The following is a 22,956-nucleotide window of genomic DNA, read 5'->3' on the forward strand; positions in this document are numbered from 1 at the left end:
AGCCGCCCGAGGGCGGCTTTTCATATGTCTGTCCGCCTGGCGGCTCAGGCATAGGTTGCAGCGTAGGGTTCCGGCCTGGCCGGATCGGTCTCGGGCCGCTCAGGGCGGCTGGCAATATCTGCGATGTTCTGTGCCCGGTCGTTGCGTTCCTGTGCATCGCGTAGCTCCACGGCGGTCTCCAACGGGCTTGGCGGGCTCTCGACTTCGCCTTCGCTGGCGACTGCCAGATAGGTTTCGATCTGCCTCTGCTGAGTGTTGGCGCTGTAGATCTGCGTGGTTGCACCGCGCTTGGATGCCTGGTCCAGTTCGCGGCTCTCCTGGCGCTCATTGACCCGGTCGGAAGCAGCGTCCACAGCCTTGTTCACCTGTTCGGGATTGGCTGGGCCGTACTTGTTGATGACCTGGGTCGAGGGCGGCAGATTACCGCTGTAGCCGTTGATCTGCATAAGGAGTCCATCTCCCTGTAGTTGCCTGGTTTCACTCTAATCCTCCAAAGGGGGAAGGGATTAGATTGATTGGCGATAGCCGTACCGCTTCAAAGCAGGCGGCCACGGGGCGGGAGGTTCGGCTCAGTCGATCACCTCCGCCCCCTGGATGGTCAATTCGGGCAGGGCGGCTGGCATCGGGCAGATCTGCAGGTACTTGATGCTCTCGCGTGGGATCATCAGTAGGTCGCCGTCCACTTCGATGCTCAGAAAGGGCGACTCCAGCTGCTTGCGCAGAGCACGCGCGACGGCCGCCGGATCCTCGCTCTGGCGCGGGAAACGCAGAGCCAGACGCTGACCGTCCTGGAAGTACAGATATAGATGCTTGAGTGGCTTCATGGGGCTCCCTCCGGGCGCCCCGCGGGCGACCCTAGCTGCGATCAGCCAATACGCCGATCAGGAAGAAGACTAGTAGCAGTACTGGCGACAGCGTGAAGTTGTTGAAGTAGCCCAGACCCTTGGCCAGCCAGGGGGTGAGGAAAACGATGGCCAGGCCATAACCGATGGCGCAGACCAGCACGAAGATCAGGGTGCGCAGGACGAAATTGAGGCCACCGATGGACTTCTGTACCCAGGCGTTGATGCCCGGTCCGAACAGGACGAAGAGGGTGGCCATGATCGCCAGCGAGATGTCGTACAGGTTGCCGCGACACCAGCGTGAGAGGGTGGCGATCATGTCGAGTAGCAGGTCCATCTGAAGTCCTTGTGTCGGTCGGAAAGGGTCAGCCCTGTTGTACCTGGTTGCGCCCGGCGCGTTTGGCCCGATACAGCGCGGCATCTGCGCGGTGTAGCAGTTGCTCCAGATTTTCGTCGGGCGTGGCGGTAGCGCAGCCGATGCTCAGGGTGATGGTGCGTGCCTCACCGTTGGGGTTGAACACCGTATCGGCCACTCGCTGGCGCAGGCGCTCCGCCACCAGCATCGCCTGCTCGGGGTTGGCATCACGCAATAGCAGGAGAAATTCCTCACCGCCATAGCGGCCTAGCGGCTCGTCCGGGCGCAGTGTGGCGCCCAGCGTGACCACCACGTGCTGCAGCACCGCATCGCCGACCTGGTGACCGAGGGTGTCGTTGACGCTCTTGAAGTGGTCGATATCCAGTAGCAGCAGCGAGACAGGGCGGCGGCCACTGGCCAGGGCGCGTTTGGCCATGTCGATGACGATGTTGCGGGTGTAGGCGTTGGTCAGCGCGTCGTGGCTCAACTGGTGTTCGAGCATGGCGTGCAGGCGTTCGTTGAGCATCAGGATGAAGCCGACGGAGATGCAGATTGCCAACAGGCTGTGGGTGGAGAAATACAGCACATTCATCGGCGTCGGGGCGAAGAAGTTCTCGCTGCCGGCCGTAGGCGAGAGCACCGCATTGATAATGCGCAGGAAGGACGCCAGCACATCGACGAACACGGTGACCGAGGTGAATAGGTAGGGGAAGCGCGCACTGCCATGATGACGGGGGCGGCGACGTGAAACGTCCAGGCCGTAGAGGAGCAGCAGTCCGCCGGACACCAGGGAGAAAACGATGACCCGTACCGAGAACAGGTCCTGTACATAGGTGCAGGCAATCATTACCAGGCAGGCAACGATGACCGTGAAGGCCAGCAGACCGTTGCGTGGTGTGAGACCGAAGAAGGCGCGACCGCCGGCGTAGATCATCGCTACCGAGGTCAGACTGGCGGCATTGGCCACCGTCACCGAGAGCAGGTCCGGGACGATGTCGCGCAGGCCGTAGAGCACCGAGGCACCCGCCAGTACCAGCATGGACAGGCTCCAGTGGCGTGCGCCACCGAGGCGCTGGCGGATCGACGCCGGCATCGCGAACAACACCACCGCCATCAGTAGGCTGAGTGCTGCCAGGATGAAGATGATGCTGCGTGGATCAAGCACTCGGAGCGAGCCTGCGGTGATGGATTGGCCGCATAGCCTAACGGATCGGGGTTGGCTCTGTCAGGGCAGGAAGTGCTGCAGCAGGTCGTTGAGAAACAGCTGGCCTTCGCGTGTGGCAACCAGGCGTGCTGGATCGGTCTGCAACAGCTGACGCGTCTCGGCCTCGCGCCGTGCCGCATCCAGGCTGGCCAATGGCTGGCCGGTGCGTTGCTCGAACAGTACGGCTGGCGCGCCCTCGGTCAGTCGCAGCACGTTCATCAGGAACTCGAAGGGCAGTTCATCGGCGTCCAGCAAGCGCTCGCCTGCCTGGAAGGTCTTGGTTGCGTCCAGGTAGTCCTTGGGTAGGCGGGTCTTCCAGGTGCGCACGATGCGTCCGTCCGGCGCGCTCAGCTTGGCGTGGGCGCCGGCGCCGATGCCGAGAAAGTCGCCGAAGGTCCAGTAGTTGAGGTTGTGCCGCGCCGCGCGCCCGGCCTGGGCATAGGCGGAAACCTCGTACTGCGCGTAGCCCTCGGCGGCCAGCAGGGCCTGGCCGGCTTCCTGGATGTCCCACAGCAGATCATCTTCGGGCAGCTCGGGCGGCTGGCTCCAGAACACCGTGTTGGGTTCCATGGTCAGCTGGTACCAGGACAGGTGCGTCGGGCCCTGGGCGATGGCGGTGCGCAGGTCGAACAGGGCGTCCTCGATGCTCTGCTCGGGCAGGCCGTGCATCAGGTCCAGGTTGAAGTTGTCGAAGCCGGCAGCGCGCGCCATGTCGGCGGCGCGGATCGCCTCGCCACCATCGTGGATACGGCCCAGAGCCTTGAGCTTGGCCTCCTGGAAGCTCTGCACGCCGATCGACAGGCGATTGATGCCGAGGCTGCGGTAGTCGCGGAACTTGGCCTGTTCGAAGGTGCCCGGATTGGCCTCCAGGGTGATCTCGATATCGCTGGCGAACGGCACGCGGTGCTGCACGCCTTCCAGCAGGCGGCCCAGGGCCTTGGCCGAGAACAGGCTGGGCGTACCGCCGCCGAAGAAGATCGAAGTCAGCTCACGGCCGTGGGCGTGTGCCTGGTCGGCATCGAGGTCGGCGAGCAGGGCGTCGACGTACTCCTCTTCCGGCAGGCTCGGACCGGCGGCATGGGAGTTGAAGTCGCAGTAGGGGCATTTGCGTACGCACCACGGGATGTGGATGTACAGCGCGAGTGGCGGCAGCTGGAAGCCACCGCCGGGCGAGGTGTTCATTGCAGGCCCAGGCGCTGCTTGAGCAGGGCCATGGCGCGGGCGCGATGGCTGATGCGGTTCTTCTCGTCGCTGGCCAGTTCGGCGCTGGAGCATTCGCGCTCCGGCACCCAGAACAGCGGGTCGTAGCCAAAGCCCTCGGCGCCACGGGCTTCGCGCAGGATGCTGCCGTGCCACAGGCCTTCGCAGAGGATCGGCAGCGGGTCGTCGGCATGCCGCACCAGGGCCAGGGCGCAGACGAACTGGGCGCCGCGCTCGGCGTCCGCCACGTCCTTCAGCGCATCGAGCAGCTTGGCGTTGTTGGCCGCGTCACCCTGGCCATCGGCATAGCGCGCCGAATAGATGCCCGGGGCGCCGCCGAGGAAGTCCACGGCCAGACCGGAGTCGTCGGCCAGTGCCGGCAGACCGGACACGCGTGCGGCGTTGCGCGCCTTGAGGATGGCGTTCTCGACGAAGGACAGGCCGGTCTCTTCCGGCTCGATGCTGGAGAATTCGCCGACCGAACGCACCCGCACATGCTCGCCGAGCATGGCCTGGAGTTCCTTGAGCTTGCCGGCATTATGGCTGGCCAGTACCAGTTCTTTTAAGGGCATGGTCATTCGTCCGGGAACACTTCCTGGTTGAAGGTAAGGGTGTGCGGCGCGCCTTCGCCGATCTGCACGTTAATGCTGAAGGTCAGCATCTCGCGCTCACGCAGCGGGAACTCGGCCAGGTAGTACACGGCGCCGCTCTCCAACACTTGCTTGAACTGCAGTTCGACGGTTTGCCCGAGCAGGTTCTTCAGGCTGCCACCGACCTTGGCCGGTTGGCCCTTGCCACCTTTGAGCGCGGCGATGTTGAGCACGCCGACGGTCTTGCTGCGGGTCAGGCTGGCGGCAGCGGCAATGTCTGGCTGCAGGAAGCTGGAGTTGAACACGCTGTAGTGCACGTCCAGTTCGCCGAAGGTCTGCTTGCGTTCGGCGGTGGCCGGCAGGGCAAGTAGCAGGCAGATAATGAGGGATGCTAAGCGGCGCATAAGAAGTTCTCCGGAGCGTCGAGGGGTTAGACGGCTACGCGGTGATCGGCCAGGCCGGACCCGCTGACGCGATAGATGCCGATCTCACCCAACAGGTTAGGCCAAAGCCGGCTACCCAGGTTGTGGCGATGTTCGTGGTCGACGGCCAGGCGTTCTTCCACCTTCGCACCCTGGGCATGGCACAGGCGTTCGAAGTCCTCGAAGGTGCAGAAGTGGATGTTCGGCGTGTTGTACCAGGTGTACGGCAGGAAGTCCGACACCGGCATGCGGCCCTTGGTGGTCAGGTACCAGCGGCAGCGCCAGTGGCCGAAGTTGGGGAAGGTGATGATGCAGGTCTTGCCGACCCGCAGCATTTCCGCCAGGACCTTGTCCGGGTACTTCAGGGCTTGCAGTGATTGGGTCATGACCACCACGTCGAAGCTGTTGTCGGCGAAGTTGCCCAAGCCTTCGTCGAGGTTCTGTTCGATGACGTTGACTCCGCGCTCGATGCACTTGGCGATCTTCTCGGGGTCGATCTCCAGGCCGTAGCCGCCGACCTGCTTGTGGTCGCGCAGGTGGGCCAGCAGTTCGCCGTCGCCACAGCCGAGGTCGAGCACGCGGCTGCCCGCGGCGATCCATTCCTGGATGATTTCCAGATCCGCTCGCATATCAGACCTCAATCCGGTTCATGTAGGCGCTGAAGCCCTGCAGGTAGCGCGGGATCGGCATGAGGAAGGCGTCGTGGCCCTGCGGTGCGTCGATCTCCAGGTAACAGACGTTCTTCTTCGCCGCCAGCAGGGCATCGACGATCTCCCGCGAGCGCGCCGGCGAGAAGCGCCAGTCGGTGGTGAAGGACATCAGGCAGAAGTCGGCCTTGGCCACGCTCAGAGTCCTGGCCAGATCGCCGTCATGGGCGGCGGCCGGGTCGAAGTAGTCCAGTGCCTTGGTCATCAGCAGGTAGGTGTTGGCGTCGAAGCGCCCGGAGAACTCCTCGCCCTGGTAGCGCAGGTAGCTCTCGACCTGGAATTCCACGCTGTGGAAGTCGTAGTTGAGCTTGTCGGTCTTCAGCTCGCGGCCGAATTTCTCGCCCATGGCGTCGTCCGACAGGTAGGTGATGTGGCCGACCATGCGCGCCAGCATCAGGCCGCGCTTGGGGATCACCCCCTGTTCCTGGAAATGGCCTCCGTGGAACTCCGGGTCGGTGAGGATGGCCTGGCGCGCGACTTCGTTGAAGGCGATGTTCTGCGCCGACAGCTTGGGCGCCGAGGCGATGCACAGGCAGTGGCGCACGCGCTCGGGGTAGCTGATGGTCCACTGCAGGGCCTGCATGCCACCGAGGCTGCCGCCGATGGTCGCGGCCCACTGGTGGATGCCCAACTGGTCGGCCAGGCGCGCCTGGCTGTTGACCCAGTCTTCCACCGTCATCACCGGGAAGTCGGCGCCGTAGGGCTTGCCGTTGGCCGGGTTGAGGCTGGAGGGTCCGGTCGAACCGTTGCAGCCGCCGAGGTTGTTCAGGCTGACGACGAAGAACTTGTTGGTGTCGATCGGCTTGCCGGGGCCGATGCAGCTGTCCCACCAGCCGGGCTTGCGCTCGTCGGCGCTGTGGAAGCCGGCGGCGTGGTGATGGCCGGAGAGTGCGTGGCAGATCAGCACGGCGTTGCTGGCCGCGGCATTGAGTGTGCCGTAGGTCTCGTAGACCAGCTGGTAGTCGGCCAGGCTGCGACCGCAGACCAGCGCCAGCGGCTCGCTGAAATGGGCGGTCTGGGGGGTGACCAGGCCGACGGAGTCTGCGGGGAAAACGGTCGGCATCGCGCCAGCTCTCGCTCCAGGAAAGTGCAGCAGTCTAAAGAGCACGGCCCCCGGCAGCAAGCGCGGGGGCCGTGGCTAAGCCGCTGATTTGACGGGGCTTAGGCAGGGTCGGCAGCGCTTTGTTGGCGGATCGCCGAGGGCAGCGTGACGACTTTTCCTTGTCGCTGGATCGGTGCCGGGCGGCGCAATGCACGGAGCATCTCGTTGGCCTGAGCCAGTTGGCCTTCCAGCTGGGTGCAATATCCCGCCAGCTGCTGGCCACGCTGGCGCGCCTGCTGGGTTTCCTGGGCTAGGGCCTTGAGGCGCAGCATGTGGGTTTCCAGCATCTGCTTGTGCTCGAGGGTGTGCTGCATCAGTGGCATCAGCGCGTCGTTGGCCCACTGTTCGGCCTCGTGGCGCAGTCGCCGATGCAGGCCGATCACCTCCTGCACCAGTGTGGCGAAGAAGCGGCGGCTGAGGCTGCGCTGCTCTGTCATCAGCGTCTTAAGATGCAGGCGGAACTGATCTGCCTTGGCTCGTAGCTGCTGCAGTTCGCGCTGGTGGGTCCGGCTGTTGAACTGTGGCGCATCGACGCCATGCAGGGGATTCTCGTCGTTGTGCCGGCGATAGATGGCGGCGACCATCTTGTTGGCCATTTCAGCCTCGTGCAGCAGATTGCCCAGATCGTGCTCCACGCTCTTGAAGAACTGGACAATGGCCTGGTTAATGCCGACGGTGGTCCAGCTGCCGTTCAGTCCTTGACGGACCTGCGTCAGGTGTTCCTCCAGCCGCTCCGGGCGCACCGCGGCACGAAGCAGATCACCCTGGCGTTTGAGCAGGCGCTGATTGGTCTTGAGGCCGAGCAGGCGCTTGTGGTGTTGGCTGTGATCGTCCTTGGTCTTGGCTGTCAGTTCGAATAGCAGCTGGCCGTTGTCGTTCTGGTGCGTCTGTAGCAGCGCCTGTTGCTCCCGCACCTTCTCGAGGCGTAACCCGAGTACGTGCTGGCTATTGTTGAGCAGGGCCAGTACCTGATTGACCACCCGATCCTCGAGCAGGCGCTCCTTCTGGGCGACGATGCGTTCACAGAGCAGGTTTTCCAGATCTGCCAGTTGGCTGCGTTCGAGCAGTTCCTTGTCCTGGCGTACCTTGGCGATCAGCGCTTGTTTGGCCGAGAGCGGCAGCACGCTGGCAGTCGAGATCCCCAGTTGCCTGGCGGTTGCGTCCTGCATGGTGCCGATCGCCTTGGCGACATGCTCGTCACCGGCGAGGTCGTCCCACAGCACGTCGATCTTGTTGAGGACGGCGAACAGGCTGGCCTGGCTGTCTCCGTCCAGCTGGCGGATATGCTCGTTCCAGATCGCCATGTCACTCGAGGTGACGCCCGTGTCGGCAGCCAGCAGGAACAGGATCGCCTGCGCGCTCGGTAACATCGACAGAGTCAGCTCGGGTTCGCTGCCCAGCGCGTTGAGACCGGGAGTGTCGAGGATGCGCAGGCCCTGGCGTAGCAGCGGGTGGTCGAAGTTGACCATGGCGTGGCGCCAGGCAGGTACCAGCACCTGGTCGGGTCGGCCAGTGGTCTCGAGCATGTCCGGGAGGAAACCAAGCTGAATGGCCTGCTCGACCGGCATCGGCTTGGTCTTCGCCACCTGGGCGAACGCCAGAGCCATGTTGTCGGGATCGCTCGGGTCGAGCGGAATGTTGACCCAGTGCCGAGGGATGCGCTTGAACTGCGCCACGCTGGCATCGGCCATGCGGGTTTCGATCGGCAGCAGGCGAATGTAGGGACGTTCGGAGCGGGGGTCGAAGAACAGCTCGGTGGGGCACATGGTGGTGCGCCCTGCATGCGACGGCAGCATGCGCTGGCCGTATTCAGAGAAGAAAAGGCTGTTGATCAGCTCGGTCTTGCCGCGGGAAAACTCGCCGACGAAGGCCAGGGTGATGTGGTCGGTGCGCAGCAGCTTGAGCGCGCGCTCCAGACGGGCATCCATCGCTTCCGAGCCGAGACGGTGCTCCGCCAGCCAGCTGCGATAGCGGGTGATCTCGCGCATCAGTTCGCGCTTCCACGCGACATAGGCGTCCACTTGCTGGCTGAGACGTTCCATGCTCATCCGGACACTCCTGGTTCGACGGTCGATTGGCTGGCACGCAGCCACGGAATAACTGCGGCTTTGCCGGAGATGGCCGCATTATGCGTGGGTGCGAACGCGCGTCAATCGGCCCGCTTCACAACTTCGGCTCGAAGGTCGCTCAGGGCGACCCGGCGGTCATGCCTGGCAAGTCCGGCAACTGACGCGGGGAGCGGACGCGGACGCGTTTCTGTCGGTTGAGTTCGCCACTTTCCAGGATGACCTGGCTCTTGGCGACGCCGAAGGCGGCCGCGAGGAAGGCCATCAGATGGGCATTGGCCTTGCCCTCCACCGGCGGGGCGGTGAGGCGGATCTTCAGGCGTTCGCCATGCAGCCCGGCGAACTCGTCGCGGCTCGCCTTGGGCTGCAGATGGCAGTCGAGGATCAGGTCGTCACCGTCCCAGCGATACCAGCTCACGTCAGATGAATGGGCTGAGCATCGCCGGCATTCCGCTCATGGCGGCCAAGTTGCCGATCACGAAGCGATCCAGCAGGTTCAGTGCGATGAAGGCGAAAATCGGCGAGATGTCCAGGCCGCCGAGATTCGGCAGCAGCTTGCGGAAGGGCGCCAGTAGCGGCTCGCAGATCTGATTGACCAACTGAGCGCCGGGGTTGTAGCTGCCGGGGGCGACCCAGGAGAGGATCACGCTGATGATCATGGCGAAGAAGAATATCTTCAGGAACAGCGAGGTCACCGCGATGATCGCCCAGACCAGTAGCTGCAGGCCGACGGCGACGGGGTTGTAACCAGCGATCAGGACGACGATGACCATCAACAACAGCTGTACCAAGACGGCCAGCACTAGCGAGGCCAGGTCGACGCCGCCAAAGCCGGGGATGATCCGACGCAGTGGCTTGAGCAGCGGCTGGGTGGCTTTCACGGTGAACTGGCTGAGAGGGTTATAGAAGTCGGCGCGCACCAGTTGCAGGATGAAACGCAGCAGGACGATCAGCAGATACAGGCTGCCGAGCGTCTGGATGATATAGATGAGGGCTTCTGCGAATCCGGACATGTACGTTCCTTATTGACCCAGTTGTTCGGCGAGTTCGGCGGAGCGCCTGGCGGCGGCGTCCAGTGCCTGTTGCACCAGTGCCTCGAAGCCGCCGGCCTGGAAGGTCTTGATCGCCGCCTCGGTAGTGCCGTTGGGTGAAGTGACGCGGCGGCGCAGCTCGGCTGCCTCGACGTCGCTCTCGGTGGCCATGCGCGCGGCGCCGAGGGCGGTGTGCAGGGTAAGTTGAGCGGCAGTGTCGCGCGGCAGGCCAAGCTTCTCGCCGGCGGCGGTCATCGCCTCGATCAGCAGGAAGAAATAGGCTGGCCCGCTGCCGGACACGGCGGTGACGGCATCGATCTGCTGTTCCTCTTCCAGCCACAGCGCCAGGCCGACGGCGGATAACAGTTGCTCGGCCAGCTGGCGTTGCATCGAGTTCACCCGTGCGTTGGCATACAGGCCGCTGACCCCTTGGCGCAGCAGTGCCGGAGTATTGGGCATGCAGCGTACCAGAGCCACATCGCCGAGCCAGGCACTCAGGCTGGCGCAGGTGATGCCGGCAGCGATGGAGACGATCAGCTGGCTTGACTGCAGGCTGGGCGCGAGAGTCTGGCACACGCCCTTGAGCACCTGAGGCTTGGTCGCCAGGACCACCACATCGGCATTGATGACCGCTTCGGCGTTGCTCTCGAACAGTTCGATGCCGTACTCGTGGGCAACCTTGGCGCGCTGTTCGGCTCCCGGATCGCTGGCACGGATGTGGGTAGCCGGGACGCCTTGGGCGAGCAGGCCGCCGATCAGGCTGGTCGCCATGTTGCCGGCGCCGATGAAGGCGATGCGGGGGTGGCTCATGTACGTGCTTCCTTAATTAGTGTGGCGAACCATCGTTGGGCGAGCCGTAGTTGCGGGCGCCGAACAGGGCGGTGCCGATACGCACCCAGGTGGCACCTTCGGCGACAGCTGCTTCCAGATCCTGACTCATGCCCATGGACAGGGTGTCGAGGCCAGGGTTCAGCGTGTCGCGTAGCTGGCGCAGGCGAGCCAGAGGCTCGCGCTGAGTCTGAGGATCGTCGCTTGGTTCGGGGATTGTCATCAACCCCCGAAGGCGTAGTCGCGGCAGTTGTGTAACCGCCTGTGCCAGCTCGGCAAGCTCTTCGGGCGTGCAGCCCGACTTGCTGACCTCGCCGCTGACGTTGACCTGCAGGCAGACATTCAGTGGCGGCAAGTGGGTGGGGCGTTGTTCGGACAGGCGCTGAGCGATCTTCAGGCGGTCCACCGAGTGCACCCAGTGAAAGTGCTCGGCGATGGCCTTGGTCTTGTTCGACTGTATGGGGCCGATGAAATGCCAGATCAGAGCGAGGTCTGCCAGCTCGGTCTGCTTGTTCAACGCTTCCTGCAGGTAGTTCTCGCCAAAGTCGATCTGGCCTGCCTGATGCGCTTCCCGTATGGCCTGGGCCGGTTTGGTCTTGCTCACGGCGAGCAGGCCGACTGTCTCTGGCTCACGCTGCGAGGCTTGCGCCGCCTCACGGATACGCTCGCGAACCTTTGCAATATTCTCTGCTATCGTGGACATTACTCGCGCTCTATAGCCCGCCCGTCAGGGGTCTGCGGCATTCTACCTGCTTGCATGTGATTGGGGAGTCCCATGGATATTACCGAGCTGCTCGCCTTCAGCGCCAAGCAAGGCGCGTCGGACCTGCACCTCTCGGCGGGTCTGCCGCCGATGATTCGTGTCGATGGCGATGTACGGCGGATCAACCTGCCGCCGATGGACCACAAACAGGTCCACGCGCTGATCTACGACATCATGAACGACAAGCAGCGCAAGGATTACGAGGAGTTCCTCGAGACCGACTTCTCCTTCGAAGTGCCTGGTGTCGCACGTTTCCGGGTCAACGCCTTCAACCAGAACCGCGGCGCGGGCGCCGTGTTCCGGACCATTCCCTCCAAGGTCCTGAGCATGGAAGACTTGGGCATGGGCGAGGTGTTCAAGAAGATCACCGACGTACCGCGCGGCCTCGTGCTGGTCACCGGCCCGACCGGTTCGGGCAAGTCGACCACCCTGGCGGCCATGCTCGACTACCTGAACAACAACAAGTACCACCACATCCTCACCATCGAGGACCCGATCGAATTCGTTCACGAGTCGAAGAAGTGCCTGGTCAACCAGCGTGAAGTACACCGCGATACCCACGGCTTCTCCGAAGCTCTGCGCTCCGCACTGCGGGAAGACCCGGACATCATCCTCGTCGGTGAGATGCGTGACCTGGAGACCATCCGTCTGGCGCTGACCGCCGCGGAAACCGGTCACCTGGTGTTCGGCACCCTGCACACCACCTCCGCGGCCAAGACCATCGACCGCGTGGTCGACGTGTTTCCGGCCGAGGAGAAATCCATGGTTCGCTCCATGCTCTCCGAATCCCTGCAGGCGGTAATCTCGCAGACCCTGCTGAAGAAGATCGGCGGCGGCCGGGTGGCGGCCCACGAGATCATGATCGGTACGCCGGCCATCCGTAACCTGATTCGCGAGGACAAGGTGGCGCAGATGTACTCGGCGATCCAGACCGGCGGTGCGCTCGGCATGCAGACGCTCGACAATTGCCTGAAGGGCTTGGTGGCCAAAGGGTTGGTCGGTCGCGAGGCGGCACGCGAGAAGGCGAAAACGCCGGAAAATTTCTGATAACGAGCGGGTAGCCGGTCACCCGGCGGCAATGCGCAAGACTCATGGGCGGTAAAAATGGAATTTGAAAAACTGTTGCGTTTGATGGTCGAGAAAGGAGGGTCCGACCTGTTCATCACGGCTGGTGTCCCACCTTCCATGAAGGTCAACGGCAAGATCATGCCAGTGACCAAGACCCCTATGTCTCCCGAGCAGACCCGCGAGACCGTGCACTCGGTGATGAACGAGCAGCAGCGCCGCGAGTTCGCCGAGAACCATGAGTGCAATTTCGCCATCAGTGCTCGTGGTATCGGCCGGTTCCGGGTCAGCGCGTTCTACCAGCGCAACCTGGCTGGTATGGTGCTGCGTCGCATCGAGACCAACATCCCGACCCTCGATGACCTCAAGCTGCCCGAAGTGCTGAAGAAACTGGCACTGACCAAGCGCGGCCTGGTGCTGTTCGTGGGGGCCACCGGTACCGGCAAGTCCACTTCGCTGGCGGCGATGATCGGCTACCGCAACAAGAACACCAGCGGTCACATCATCTCCATCGAAGACCCGATCGAGTATATCCACCAGCACCAGAGCTGCATCGTCACCCAGCGCGAGGTCGGTATTGATACCGAGTCCTTCGAGGTGGCGTTGAAGAACACCCTGCGCCAGGCGCCGGACGTGATCCTGATTGGTGAGATCCGTACCCGCGAGACCATGGATTACGGCGTGGCCTTTGCCGAGACGGGGCACCTTTGCCTCGCCACATTGCACGCCAACAACGCCAACCAGGCTCTGGACCGGATCATCAACTTCTTCCCGCCGGATCGACACAACCAGGTGTGGATGGACCTGTCGCTCAACCTCAAGGCCATTGTCGCGCAGCAGCTGGTGCCCACTCCCGACGGCAAGGGGCGTCGCGCGGTAATCGAGGTGCTGATCAATACCCCGCTGGCCGCGGACCTGATTCGCAAGGGCGAGGTGCATGAGCTCAAGGCGCTGATGAAGCGCTCTACCGAGCTTGGCATGCAGACCTTCGACCAGGCGCTCTACGCCCTCTACATACAGGGCGAGATCACCTACGAAGATGCCCTGCTTTACGCCGACTCTGCGAACGATCTGCGCCTGATGATCAAGCTCGGCTCGGAAACCGATGGCGACCACCTGACCAGCATGAGCCAGGGCCTGAGCCTGGAAGTCAGCGAAGAAGATCCGGGTCGCCGCTTCCGCTGATCCTTCAGGCCGCCAGCTGGCTTGCCTGACACAGGGCGGTAATCAACTCGTTGAAGCGTTGATTGCCGCCGTCTTCATTGAGCGCTGCTGCTGGATGAGGCGCCACCACCACCCAGAGCTCTTCGTGCCGGAATGGGCGACCTAGCAGGTCGTCCATATTCATGTACGGCAGTTCGTAGGTTTTCAGCAGCGATGCCAAAGCTGTTTTGCCAAGGGCCACGATGACTCGCGGCGCAAGCTGCTCCAGCTCCTGAACCAGCCAGCGACGGCAGGCCTCCATCTCTCCTTGGGTGGCTGCCACGCCCAAACGGTCGGAAGATCGGTCGAGTGGACCGCTGCCGGGTTGCCACTTGAAGTGTTTTACGGCATGGGTCAGGTACAGCGTATCGCGCGAAAGCTTGGCGTGATCCAGCGCCCTTTGCAGCACCTGGCCTACGGTACCGATGAAGGGCCGCCCGGCCAGGTCCTCCTGATCACCGGGCTGATCCCCAATCAGCATGATGCGCGCGCCGTTCGGGCCTTCGCCCGGAACGGCGCAGGTGGCGTCGCGCCAGAGCGTGCAGGCGCGGCAGTTGTCCAGCAACGTGCTTGAAGAGCGCTGCGGCTGCGCCCTGTCGCTGGCGATCAGCACCTCCTTGCCCGTCAGTTCCCCGACACTGGCGGTTTGCGCCAGACGCTGCTGGCCGGCACGCGCCTGGCTCATCAGCTGCGGAATCAGCGGCCCTTCGGGAAGATCTTTCCAGAAGCGTACCGGCATGTTGCTCTCCAGCACATCCTGGTTAAGTCGCGCAGGGTTGAACGTACTGCCGTAGTAGGCCAGCCACAGTTCGGCGCCCGGATCTTCGGCGCCCCTCGCCAGCTGGCTCAGCTCTGCAGGGCAGGGGCGCAGGATTTGCATTTTCGCACCATCCCACAGTGCCGCGGCGTCGGGAGTGGCGATCAGCCAACTGGCGCGGCCCAGACGTTCGGCGAAGTGTCCGGCAGCCATGTCGAGAATATCGTGGGCCGGCTCGTGCCAGGCGACAAAGTTCGGTGTCCCGTCTTCTGGCGTTCGCTCCCTGAAACGCAGGAACGCGTGCATGTGGTGGGCCTCGCGATGCACGCTCTTGATGCGACGCTGCAGGACGTTGCCATCGCGGTCGCCGGCAAGCATGGCCGTGCGGTCGCCATGGGCGACACGCCAGAGAATGCGGTAGAGCAGCGCCCAGCGATCATCGGCCCGAAAGCGAGCCGCGGTTTCGAGCAGTTCCGGCAGTTCGCGGGGGATTCGCGGTGGAGCTGCCGCCGAAATCCGTGGTGGTTCGGTGGCGAGTTCGGTGAGCAGGTCTGCGCCCGTCTCGCCTGCCTGCCAGCTCACTTCATGGGGTTCAGCGCCCGCCAGCAGCAGCCGGCGGGCCTCGCTGCGCCAGCCCGCGAAGCTGCCATTGAAATGAGCGACGAGCATTACCAGAGAGCCATCTGCGACGGCGCATCGCTGAGCTGGCGGCGCAGTACGGCGGACTCCAACGTGGCCTGCTGCGGGCGGTAATCCTGGGTGACGATAAATGGCTTGGCCTTGTCCATCGAGCAGCGCAGGCGTGCTACATCGGCATAGCGGATGCGGCGCTGGCGGCGCAATTCGACCAGTCGCCTGGCGCTGAGTACGCCGATGCCCGGTACGCGGGCGATCATCGCCGGTTCCGCGCGATTCAGATCCAGCGGGAAGTGCGCGCGATTGGCCAGAGCCCAGGCCAGTTTGGGATCGACGTCCAGTGCCAGGTTGCCTGGAGTGGCGATCAGCTCCTGGACATTGAAGCCGTAGCCGCGCAGGAGAAAGTCCGCCTGGTACAGGCGGTGCTCGCGCAGCAGCGGCGGCGCCTGGAACGGCACGCTCTTCGGGCTGTGTGGAATCGGGCTGAACGCCGAGTAGTACACGCGCTTGAGGCGGTAGGCGCCGTACAGGGTCTGTGCGGTGTCGAGGATGGTGCGGTCGTCGGTGTCGTCGGCGCCGACGATCATCTGCGTGCTCTGCCCGGCGGGGGCGAAGGCCGGTGCGCGGGTCTCCTCGCGGGCCTCGTCGACGCCGAGGCGGATCGAGCCCATCGCTTGCTTGATGGTGCCGACGCTCTTCTCCGGTGCCAGACGGATCAGGCTGGCCTCGCTGGGCAGTTCGATATTGACGCTGAGACGGTCGGCATAGCGGCCGGCCTCAGTGATCAGCTCGGGTGAAGCGTCGGGAATGGTCTTGAGGTGGATATAGCCGCGAAACTCGTGTTCCTCGCGCAGCAGGCGGGCAACGCGCACCAACTGCTCCATGGTGTAATCCGCCGACCGAATGATCCCGGAGCTGAGGAACAGGCCGCTGATGCAATTGCGCCGGTAGAAGTCCAGGGTCAGGCGTACCACTTCCTCGGGAGTGAAGCGTGCGCGTGGCACATCGCTGGAGCGGCGGTTTACGCAATACTGGCAGTCGTACAGACAGAAGTTGGTCAGCAGTACCTTCAGCAGCGCCACGCAGCGGCCATCCGGAGTGAAGCTGTGACAGATGCCCATGCCATTGGTGGCACCCAGGCCGGATTTGCCGCGAGAGTCGCGCTTGGGGGCACCGCTGCTGGCGCAGGACACGTCGTACTTGGCCGCGTCGGCCAATACGGTTAGCTTGTCTATAAGTTCCATGAGTAGCCAAATACTGTATTTGCATACAGTATTTGTGTAGTCGATTGTCGACGCAAGCGGTCGCATCGGCCGATCGTCGGTTCTGCGACCCATTCCGTTCCAGGGAGATCACATGCAACGTCAGGACACGCACAGCAAGGTCATCGGCTATCTGCTGTGGATATTCGGCTTCCTCGGTGCGCACCGTTTTTACTACGGCAAGCCGGTGACCGGGACCATCTGGTTCTTCACCTTCGGCCTGTTCTTTATTGGCTGGATCATCGACCTGTTCCTGATCCCGGCGATGGATCGTGAGGCCGACCTGCGCTTCACCGCCGGCGACACCGATTACAACGTGGCCTGGATCCTGCTGACCTTCCTCGGTGTGTTTGGCGTTCACCGCATGTATCAGGGCAAGTGGATCACCGGGGTCATCTACCTGCTCACCGGCGGCCTGTTCCTAGTAGGTGTTCTCTACGACTTCTGGACGCTTAACACGCAGGTATCCATACGCAACGCCTCGCGCAGTTGACCCGCTTCCGGACTGCTCAGTACAGCCGAAGCGGTTCTTCGTCGAGGGCGGCGATCTGTTCGCGCAATGCCAGAATCTGGTCTCCCCAATAACGCTCGTTGGCGAACCAGGGAAAGGCCAGGGGGAAGGCGGGGTCGTCCCAGCGGCGGGCGATCCAGGCGCTGTGATGAAGCAGACGTAGCGCCCGTAGCCCCTCGATCAGCGGCAGCTCTCGCGGGTCGAAGTCGCCGAACTCCTGGTAGCCGTCGATCAATTCGGCCAGCTGGCTCAATCGCTCATGGCGATCTCCGGCGAGCATCATCCACAGATCCTGCACCGCAGGCCCCATGCGGCAGTCGTCAAGGTCCACCACGTGGAACGCGTTGTCGCGATGAAGGAGGTTGCCTGGGTGACAGTCTCCGTGCAGTCGGATGGCGCTGTATCGGACTCGACCGAAGAGCTCATCCAGTTTGGCGAGCAGATCCCTCGCTACCGACTGATAGGCTGGTAGCAGTCTTGGTGGAACGAAGCCTCCCTGGAGAAGGGCCTCCATCGAAGCATGGCCGAAGCTGTCAACGGATAGGGTTTCCCTTTCGATGAACGGGCGGGTTGCCCCTATCGAATGCATGCGACCGAGAAGCTGCCCCAGGCGATACAGCTGCTCCAGGTTTCCCGGCTCCGGAGCTCGCCCTCCCCGGCGAGGGAACACCGAGAAGCGGAAGCCGGCATGTTCGAACAAGGTTTCTCCCTGAAGCTCAAGAGCCGCTACGACTGGGACTTCATGTTCGGCCAGCTCTCGAGTGAATGTGTGCTCTTCGCGAATTGCCGCATCGCTCCAGCGCTCCGGTCGATAGAACTTGGCGATGATCGGCTCGGCTGCTTCGATGCCGATCTGATAGACGCGGTTCTCGTAGCTGTTCAAGGCCAGCACTCTGGCATCGCTCAGGTAGCCGAGGCTCTCCACTGCATCGAGGACCAGATCGGGAGTGAGGGTGGCGAAGGGGTGGCTCATGTTGTGCTCCAGTCGGGGGCGCCAGTGTGCCACGGCCAGGAAAGCTGCGTGCTCAGGATCAGTCTCCCGGCTTGGGTGTGCGGGCCAGGCAATAGACGTCGACTCGCTTCGCACCTGCCTTCAGCAGCAGGCGGGAAAGCGCTTCGGCGGTGGCTCCCGTGGTGAGCACGTCGTCGATCACCGCGACATGGCGATCACGCACGGCGGCAGTCGGGGTGAGGGCGAAGGCCTGGCGCAGATTGCGTTTGCGCGCAGCCGCGTCCAGCTCCTGCTGGCGCGCCCCTTCCTGCGGACGCAGCAGCCAGCGGTCCTGCACCGGCAGCTGCAGGCTGTTGCCCAGCCAGTCCGCGAGCATCCCGGCCTGGTTGAAGCCGCGGCTGCGCAGACGCTTGCGCCCCAGCGGCACGGGCAGCAGCAAGTCGGGGCGTGGCAGGCCTTCGGCGAAGGCGTGTTGCAGATGATGTGACAGAAGCTCGACCAGCAGACGTCCCATTGGCCACTGCGCCTGGTGCTTGAAGCGGGTGATCAGGCTGTCGACCGGGAAGGCGTAGCGCCAGGCTGCTTCCACTCGGGTGAAGTTCGGTGGCCGCTTAAGGCAGGCGCCGCAGGTCAGGCCGGTGGCCGGCAGGGGCAGGGCGCAGACATTGCAGTGGCCGCCCAGCCAAGGTAGTTCGCCCTCGCAGGCGCTGCACAGCGGGTGCGCGGTGTCCGCCATTTCGGCGCACAACAAGCACGATTGTTTAATTTTCGTCCAGTTGTAAACCTGGCTATCGGTGAATGGTTGACAGCGCATGGTCCTTCCTTTGACTATGCCTCGCAGCCGTGTTGCACAGCCTAGAACAAGGAATATCGCCCATGAGCGCCAGTATCGCCTCCGTCACCCGTCACGATTGGTCCCTCGCCGAGGTGAAGGCGCTGTTCGAGCAGCCGTTCAACGACCTGTTGTTCCAGGCTCAGATCGTTCACCGGGCGCACTTCGACCCGAACCGCGTGCAGGTCTCCACCCTGCTGTCGATCAAGACCGGTGCCTGCCCGGAAGACTGCAAATATTGCCCGCAGTCCGGCCACTACAACACCGGCCTGGACAAGCAGAAGCTGATGGAAGTGCAGAAGGTGCTGGAGGCGGCCGCCGAGGCCAAGGCCATCGGCTCGACCCGCTTCTGCATGGGCGCGGCGTGGAAGCACCCGTCGGCCAAGGACATGCCCTATGTGCTGAAGATGGTCGAGGGCGTGAAGAAGCTCGGCCTGGAAACCTGCATGACCCTCGGCAAGCTCGACCAGGAGCAGACCCGCGCCTTGGCCGAGGCCGGCCTCGACTACTACAACCACAACCTGGATACCTCGCCGGAGTTCTACGGCAACATCATCACCACCCGCACCTACAGCGAGCGCCTGCAGACCCTGGCCTACGTGCGCGATGCGGGAATGAAGATCTGCTCCGGCGGCATCCTCGGCATGGGCGAGTCGCTGGACGACCGCGCCGGCCTGCTGATCCAACTGGCCAACCTGCCCGAGCATCCGGAGTCGGTGCCGATCAACATGCTGGTCAAGGTCGAGGGCACACCGCTGGCCGGCGAGAAGGACGTCGATCCGTTCGACTTCATCCGCATGCTTGCCGTGGCACGGATCATGATGCCGCAGTCCCATGTGCGCCTGTCCGCCGGCCGCGAGGCGATGAATGAGCAGATGCAGGCCCTGGCCTTTATGGCCGGCGCCAATTCGATCTTCTACGGCGAGAAGCTGCTGACCACCGCCAACCCGCAGGCCGACAAGGACATGCAGCTGTTCGCCCGCCTCGGCATTAAGCCGGAGGAGCGCGAAGAGCACGCCGACGAGGTGCACCAGGCCGCCATCGAGCAGGCCCTGGTCGAGCAGCGCGACGGCAAGCTGTTCTATAACGCCGCTTCGGCCTGATGTTCTGTTGGCTGGATGAGCAAGCCTCGTCCAGCCGACACTCCCCGTAGGGTGGATAACCCGCTTGCGGTTACCCACCAACTGCCGGTACCTGCGCCCATGACCTTTGATCTTGCCGCCCGCCTCGCCGAGCGCCGCACAGCCCACCTCTATCGCCAGCGCCCCTTGTTGGAGGGCCCGCAAGGGCCTGAGGTGGTGGTTGATGGCCAGGCGCTGCTGGCTTTCTGTTCCAACGACTACCTGGGCCTGGCCAATCACCCCGAGGTGATCGCGGCCATGCGTGCTGGCGCCGAGCGATGGGGCGTGGGTGGTGGTGCCTCACATCTGGTGATCGGCCACAGCGCGCCACACCATGAGTTGGAGGACGCGTTGGCCGAGTTCACCGGCCGCCCGCGCGCACTGCTGTTCTCCACCGGCTATATGGCCAATCTCGCCGCCGTCACCGCGCTGGTGGGGCAGGGCGACACGGTGCTGGAAGATCGCCTCAACCACGCTTCGCTGCTGGATGCCGGGTTGCTCAGCGGCGCGCGCTTCTCGCGTTACCTGCACAACGATGCGGTGAGCCTGAGCAATCGCCTGCGCAAGGCCGAGGGCAATACTCTGGTGGTCACTGATGGCGTGTTCAGTATGGACGGCGACCTGGCCGATCTGCCGGCGCTGTGTGCCGAGGCGCGGCGCGCGAACGCCTGGGTGATGGTCGATGACGCCCACGGCTTCGGCCCGCTGGGCGCCACCGGCGGCGGTATCGTCGAGCACTTCGGCCTGGGCCTGGAGGATGTGCCGGTGCTGGTCGGCACCCTGGGTAAGGCCTTCGGCACCGCCGGCGCCTTTGTGGCCGGCAGCGAAGAGCTGATCGAAACGCTGATCCAGTTCGCCCGCCCCTACATCTATACCACCAGCCAGCCACCCGCCGTGGCTTGCGCCAGCCTCAGGAGCCTGCAGCTGCTGCGTGACGAGAGCTGGCGCCGCGAAGACCTGAACCGGCTGATCGCGCGCTTCCGCGCCGGTGCCGCCGAGATCGGCCTGAGCCTGATGGACAGCCCGACGCCGATCCAGCCGATCCTGATCGGCGACAGCGAGCGCGCCCTGCAGCTCTCTGCCCTATTGAAAGAACGCGGCCTGCTGGTCGGCGCCATTCGCCCTCCCACTGTACCGGCCGGCAGTGCGCGCCTGCGCGTGACCCTCTCCGCGCTGCACAGCGAGGCGCAGCTGGAGCGCTTGTTCGACGCCCTGGCCGAATGCTGGCCGTTGGTGAACCGCGATGCGTGATCATCTGATCCTGCTGCCAGGCTGGGGCCTGGGCAGCCTGCCGCTGGAAGTGTTGGCTGAGGCCCTGCGTGGTCTTGCTCCGACGCTCAAGGTAGAAATCGAACCGCTGCCCGAGCTGACTCGTGGCGAGCCGCGCGACTGGCTGCTGGAGCTGGACGAACGCCTGCCGGGGCATACCTGGCTGGGTGGCTGGTCGTTGGGAGGCATGCTTGCCAGCGAGCTGGCGGCACTGCGCGGCGAACGCTGTCGTGGCCTGCTGACCCTGGCCAGCAACCCTTGTTTCGTTGCCGGGCCAGACTGGCCGTACGGCATGGACGAGGGCACCTTCAATGCCTTCGTCGACGGCTGCCGCGTCGATCCCGCCGCCACCCTCAAGCGCTTCAGCCTGCTCTGCACCCAGGGCTCGGGCGAGGCACGTGGCCTGGCGCGCCAGCTGCAGGCTGCGGCGCCGTATGCTGCGGCCGACGTGCTGCTGGCCGGGCTGGAGGTGCTGGGCAGCTTCGACGGGCGCAGCGCCTTGCAGCGTTTCGCCGGGCCGCAATTGCACCTGCTGGCCGGCGCCGACGCGCTGGTGCCGGCCGAAGTGGCCGGCGAGTTGCTGATGCTGCAGCCGGATATCGAGGTGGGGTTGATCGAGGATGTCAGCCACGCCTTCCCGCTGGAACGTCCGCACGAGATAGCGGCGGCGATACTGGCCTTCCTTGGCGAGGGTGGCGATGTCTGAGCGACTGCAGCAGGGCGACCTGCCGGACAAGCGCCAGGTCGCGGCGTCCTTCTCGCGTGCGGCGCAGAGCTATGACGGCGTCGCCGCGCTGCAGCGCGATGTCGGCAACGAGCTGCTGGCGCGCCTGCCGGCGCTGACCCCGGCCCGCTGGCTGGACCTGGGCTGTGGCACCGGGCACTTCACTCGCGGCCTGGCCGAACGCTATCCGCAGGGTAGCGGGCTGGCCCTGGACTTGGCCGAAGGCATGCTGCTTCATGCGCGGCCGCAGGGTGGTGCCCGCCATTTTGTCGCCGGTGATGCCGAGCGCCTGCCGCTGCGCGATGGCAGCTTCGACCTGATCTATTCCAGCCTGGCCGTACAGTGGTGTGGTGACTTCGCCGCCGTGCTGGCCGAGGCGCGCCGGGCGATGCGTCCGGGTGGTGTGCTGGCCTTCAGCAGCCTGTGCGTCGGCACCCTGCAGGAGCTGCGCGACAGCTGGCAGGCGGTGGACGGCTTCGTCCACGTCAACCGCTTTCGCCGTTTCGAGGACTACCAGGCGCTGTGCGCGGCCAGCGGTCTTGAACTGCTGACGCTGGAGCGCCAGGCCAGAACGCTGCACTTCCCCGATCTGCGCGCCCTGACCCACGAGCTCAAGGCCCTCGGCGCGCACAACCTCAACCCCGGGCGCCCGGGCGGCCTCACCGGGCGGGCGCGGGTTCGCGCCCTGGTCGAGACCTACGAACTTTTCCGCCAGCCCCAGGGGCTGCCGTCCACCTACCAGGTGGTCTACGGCGTGCTGTGCAAGGACTGATATGAGCCAGGCTTACTTCATCACTGGTACTGACACGGAAGTCGGCAAGACCACCATCGCCGCCGGCCTTCTGCACGCGGCGCGCCTGGCTAGTCTGAGCACCGCGGCGGCCAAGCCAGTGGCTTCCGGCTGCGAGGTGACGGTCGACGGGCTGCGCAACGGCGACGCCCTGGCCCTGCTCGGTGAGTGCTCGCTGGCGCTGGGTTATGACGAGGTCAATCCATTTGCCTTCGAGCCCGCCATCGCCCCACATCTGGCGGCTCGTGAGGCGAGCGTCGAACTGAGTGTGGCTCGGCTGCTGCCGGCAGTGCGCCGGGTGCTGGACAAAGGTGCGGACTTCTCCCTGGTAGAGGGCGCGGGTGGCTGGCGAGTGCCGCTGGCGGGGCGCGAGAATTTGTCAGACTTGGCCGTTGCGCTCGGCCTGCCGGTGATCTTGGTGGTCGGCGTGCGCCTGGGTTGCATCAACCATGCGCTGCTCAGCGCCGAAACGATCGAGTGTGACGGTTTGCGCCTGGCGGGATGGGTCGCCAATATCGTCGACCCACAGACCTCTCGCCTCGAAGAGAACCTGGCAACGCTGGCGGAGCGCCTCTCTGCGCCCTGCCTGGGGCGTGTTCCGCGCCTGGCTGTGGCAACGCCTGCAGCGGTGGCTGGGTGCCTCTCTCTGCGACCGTTGGAGACTTCGCTATAAGCCGTTGATCGGTCATAGTGGATTGCTTGTACGTTTTTTGAGCATTTTCTG

The 22,956-nt window shown here is 64.3% G+C and carries 26 protein-coding genes; 8 read left to right on the forward strand and 18 right to left on the reverse strand.

Annotation, left to right across the window (positions count from 1 at the left end):
* Nucleotides 1-44: 44 nt before the first annotated feature.
* From IB234_RS04565 to IB234_RS04630, 14 genes are all read right to left on the reverse strand, one after another.
* Nucleotides 45-446 (reverse strand): hypothetical protein, encoded by a 402-nt coding sequence (locus IB234_RS04565; RefSeq protein WP_192314536.1) that lies wholly within the window; start codon nucleotides 444-446, stop codon nucleotides 45-47.
* A gap of 123 nt (nucleotides 447-569) precedes the next feature.
* Nucleotides 570-824: a hypothetical protein gene (locus IB234_RS04570; protein ID WP_076427372.1), complete on the reverse strand. Its 255-nt coding sequence runs from the start codon at nucleotides 822-824 to the stop codon at nucleotides 570-572.
* 31 nt (nucleotides 825-855) lie between these two features.
* Nucleotides 856-1,179 carry a DUF3392 domain-containing protein gene (locus IB234_RS04575; RefSeq protein WP_192314539.1) on the reverse strand — a complete coding sequence of 108 codons (324 nt, stop codon included), beginning with the start codon at nucleotides 1,177-1,179 and terminating at the stop codon, nucleotides 856-858.
* Nucleotides 1,180-1,207: 28 nt separating this feature from the next.
* Nucleotides 1,208-2,362 (reverse strand): GGDEF domain-containing protein, encoded by a 1,155-nt coding sequence (locus tag IB234_RS04580; RefSeq protein WP_192314542.1) that lies wholly within the window; start codon nucleotides 2,360-2,362, stop codon nucleotides 1,208-1,210.
* A gap of 60 nt (nucleotides 2,363-2,422) precedes the next feature.
* Entirely contained in the window at nucleotides 2,423-3,583 is a 1,161-nt protein-coding gene (hemW, locus tag IB234_RS04585) for a radical SAM family heme chaperone HemW (protein WP_192314545.1), read from the reverse strand.
* The gene (gene rdgB / locus IB234_RS04590) at nucleotides 3,580-4,173 is read right to left on the reverse strand and encodes an RdgB/HAM1 family non-canonical purine NTP pyrophosphatase (protein WP_192314549.1); all 594 of its coding nucleotides are present in this window, start codon (nucleotides 4,171-4,173) and stop codon (nucleotides 3,580-3,582) included. The genes hemW and rdgB overlap by 4 nt, the downstream gene beginning before the upstream one ends.
* A gap of 2 nt (nucleotides 4,174-4,175) precedes the next feature.
* The gene (locus IB234_RS04595; protein WP_192314552.1) at nucleotides 4,176-4,595 is read right to left on the reverse strand and encodes a DUF4426 domain-containing protein; all 420 of its coding nucleotides are present in this window, start codon (nucleotides 4,593-4,595) and stop codon (nucleotides 4,176-4,178) included.
* Between the two features lie 26 nt (nucleotides 4,596-4,621).
* Nucleotides 4,622-5,242 carry a methionine biosynthesis protein MetW gene (metW, locus tag IB234_RS04600; RefSeq protein WP_192314555.1) on the reverse strand — a complete coding sequence of 207 codons (621 nt, stop codon included), beginning with the start codon at nucleotides 5,240-5,242 and terminating at the stop codon, nucleotides 4,622-4,624.
* A gap of 1 nt (nucleotide 5,243) precedes the next feature.
* Nucleotides 5,244-6,383: a homoserine O-succinyltransferase MetX gene (gene metX / locus IB234_RS04605; protein WP_192314558.1), complete on the reverse strand. Its 1,140-nt coding sequence runs from the start codon at nucleotides 6,381-6,383 to the stop codon at nucleotides 5,244-5,246.
* Between the two features lie 98 nt (nucleotides 6,384-6,481).
* Nucleotides 6,482-8,470, reverse strand: a complete 1,989-nt coding sequence (locus IB234_RS04610) for a dynamin-like GTPase family protein (RefSeq protein WP_192314561.1) — start codon at nucleotides 8,468-8,470, stop codon at nucleotides 6,482-6,484.
* A 139-nt stretch (nucleotides 8,471-8,609) separates the two neighbouring features.
* Complete coding sequence (locus IB234_RS04615) at nucleotides 8,610-8,906, reverse strand: DUF167 domain-containing protein (RefSeq protein WP_192314565.1); 297 nt, start codon at nucleotides 8,904-8,906, stop codon at nucleotides 8,610-8,612.
* Between the two features lies 1 nt (nucleotide 8,907).
* Nucleotides 8,908-9,501: a YggT family protein gene (locus IB234_RS04620; protein WP_192314568.1), complete on the reverse strand. Its 594-nt coding sequence runs from the start codon at nucleotides 9,499-9,501 to the stop codon at nucleotides 8,908-8,910.
* Between the two features lie 9 nt (nucleotides 9,502-9,510).
* The gene (gene proC, locus IB234_RS04625) at nucleotides 9,511-10,329 is read right to left on the reverse strand and encodes a pyrroline-5-carboxylate reductase (protein ID WP_192314571.1); all 819 of its coding nucleotides are present in this window, start codon (nucleotides 10,327-10,329) and stop codon (nucleotides 9,511-9,513) included.
* Between the two features lie 16 nt (nucleotides 10,330-10,345).
* Complete coding sequence (locus tag IB234_RS04630) at nucleotides 10,346-11,050, reverse strand: YggS family pyridoxal phosphate-dependent enzyme (RefSeq protein WP_192314574.1); 705 nt, start codon at nucleotides 11,048-11,050, stop codon at nucleotides 10,346-10,348.
* 72 nt (nucleotides 11,051-11,122) lie between these two features.
* On the opposite strand from IB234_RS04630, the gene pilT reads away from it, so the two are divergent.
* Both pilT and IB234_RS04640 read left to right on the forward strand, forming a co-directional pair.
* Nucleotides 11,123-12,157, forward strand: a complete 1,035-nt coding sequence (gene pilT / locus IB234_RS04635) for a type IV pilus twitching motility protein PilT (protein WP_192314577.1) — start codon at nucleotides 11,123-11,125, stop codon at nucleotides 12,155-12,157.
* A 57-nt stretch (nucleotides 12,158-12,214) separates the two neighbouring features.
* Entirely contained in the window at nucleotides 12,215-13,360 is a 1,146-nt protein-coding gene (locus tag IB234_RS04640; RefSeq protein WP_192314580.1) for a PilT/PilU family type 4a pilus ATPase, read from the forward strand.
* 4 nt (nucleotides 13,361-13,364) lie between these two features.
* Here the strand turns inward: IB234_RS04640 and IB234_RS04645 are convergent, their stop codons facing one another.
* Both IB234_RS04645 and IB234_RS04650 read right to left on the reverse strand, forming a co-directional pair.
* Nucleotides 13,365-14,804: a TIGR03915 family putative DNA repair protein gene (locus tag IB234_RS04645; RefSeq protein ID WP_192314582.1), complete on the reverse strand. Its 1,440-nt coding sequence runs from the start codon at nucleotides 14,802-14,804 to the stop codon at nucleotides 13,365-13,367.
* A complete protein-coding gene (locus IB234_RS04650) occupies nucleotides 14,804-16,015 on the reverse strand; it encodes a putative DNA modification/repair radical SAM protein (RefSeq protein ID WP_192314585.1) in 1,212 nt (403 codons plus the stop codon). The genes IB234_RS04645 and IB234_RS04650 overlap by 1 nt, the downstream gene beginning before the upstream one ends.
* Nucleotides 16,016-16,127: 112 nt before the next feature.
* Between IB234_RS04650 and IB234_RS04655 the strand changes: the two genes are divergently transcribed.
* Nucleotides 16,128-16,526 (forward strand): NINE protein, encoded by a 399-nt coding sequence (locus IB234_RS04655; protein ID WP_192314587.1) that lies wholly within the window; start codon nucleotides 16,128-16,130, stop codon nucleotides 16,524-16,526.
* Nucleotides 16,527-16,542: 16 nt separating this feature from the next.
* Here IB234_RS04655 and IB234_RS04660 read toward each other — a convergent pair whose 3' ends face one another.
* Both IB234_RS04660 and IB234_RS04665 read right to left on the reverse strand, forming a co-directional pair.
* Nucleotides 16,543-17,517, reverse strand: a complete 975-nt coding sequence (locus tag IB234_RS04660; RefSeq protein ID WP_192314597.1) for a serine/threonine protein kinase — start codon at nucleotides 17,515-17,517, stop codon at nucleotides 16,543-16,545.
* A 58-nt stretch (nucleotides 17,518-17,575) separates the two neighbouring features.
* Nucleotides 17,576-18,310, reverse strand: coding sequence for a ComF family protein (locus tag IB234_RS04665; protein ID WP_192314600.1), 735 nt, complete (start codon nucleotides 18,308-18,310; stop codon nucleotides 17,576-17,578).
* A 62-nt stretch (nucleotides 18,311-18,372) separates the two neighbouring features.
* Between IB234_RS04665 and bioB the strand changes: the two genes are divergently transcribed.
* From bioB to bioD, 5 genes are all read left to right on the forward strand, one after another.
* Entirely contained in the window at nucleotides 18,373-19,431 is a 1,059-nt protein-coding gene (gene bioB / locus IB234_RS04670; protein ID WP_192314602.1) for a biotin synthase BioB, read from the forward strand.
* 99 nt (nucleotides 19,432-19,530) lie between these two features.
* Nucleotides 19,531-20,700, forward strand: a complete 1,170-nt coding sequence (gene bioF, locus IB234_RS04675; protein WP_192314604.1) for an 8-amino-7-oxononanoate synthase — start codon at nucleotides 19,531-19,533, stop codon at nucleotides 20,698-20,700.
* Nucleotides 20,693-21,424 carry an alpha/beta fold hydrolase gene (locus IB234_RS04680; protein WP_192314606.1) on the forward strand — a complete coding sequence of 244 codons (732 nt, stop codon included), beginning with the start codon at nucleotides 20,693-20,695 and terminating at the stop codon, nucleotides 21,422-21,424. Before bioF ends, IB234_RS04680 begins: the two co-directional genes overlap by 8 nt.
* Entirely contained in the window at nucleotides 21,417-22,214 is a 798-nt protein-coding gene (gene bioC / locus IB234_RS04685; protein WP_192314608.1) for a malonyl-ACP O-methyltransferase BioC, read from the forward strand. Before IB234_RS04680 ends, bioC begins: the two co-directional genes overlap by 8 nt.
* A 1-nt stretch (nucleotide 22,215) precedes the next feature.
* Entirely contained in the window at nucleotides 22,216-22,905 is a 690-nt protein-coding gene (bioD, locus tag IB234_RS04690) for a dethiobiotin synthase (protein ID WP_192314610.1), read from the forward strand.
* Nucleotides 22,906-22,956: the final 51 nt, after the last annotated feature.

The sequence above is a fragment of the Pseudomonas sp. PDM16 genome (genome assembly GCF_014851865.1).
Classification (GTDB): domain Bacteria; phylum Pseudomonadota; class Gammaproteobacteria; order Pseudomonadales; family Pseudomonadaceae; genus Aquipseudomonas.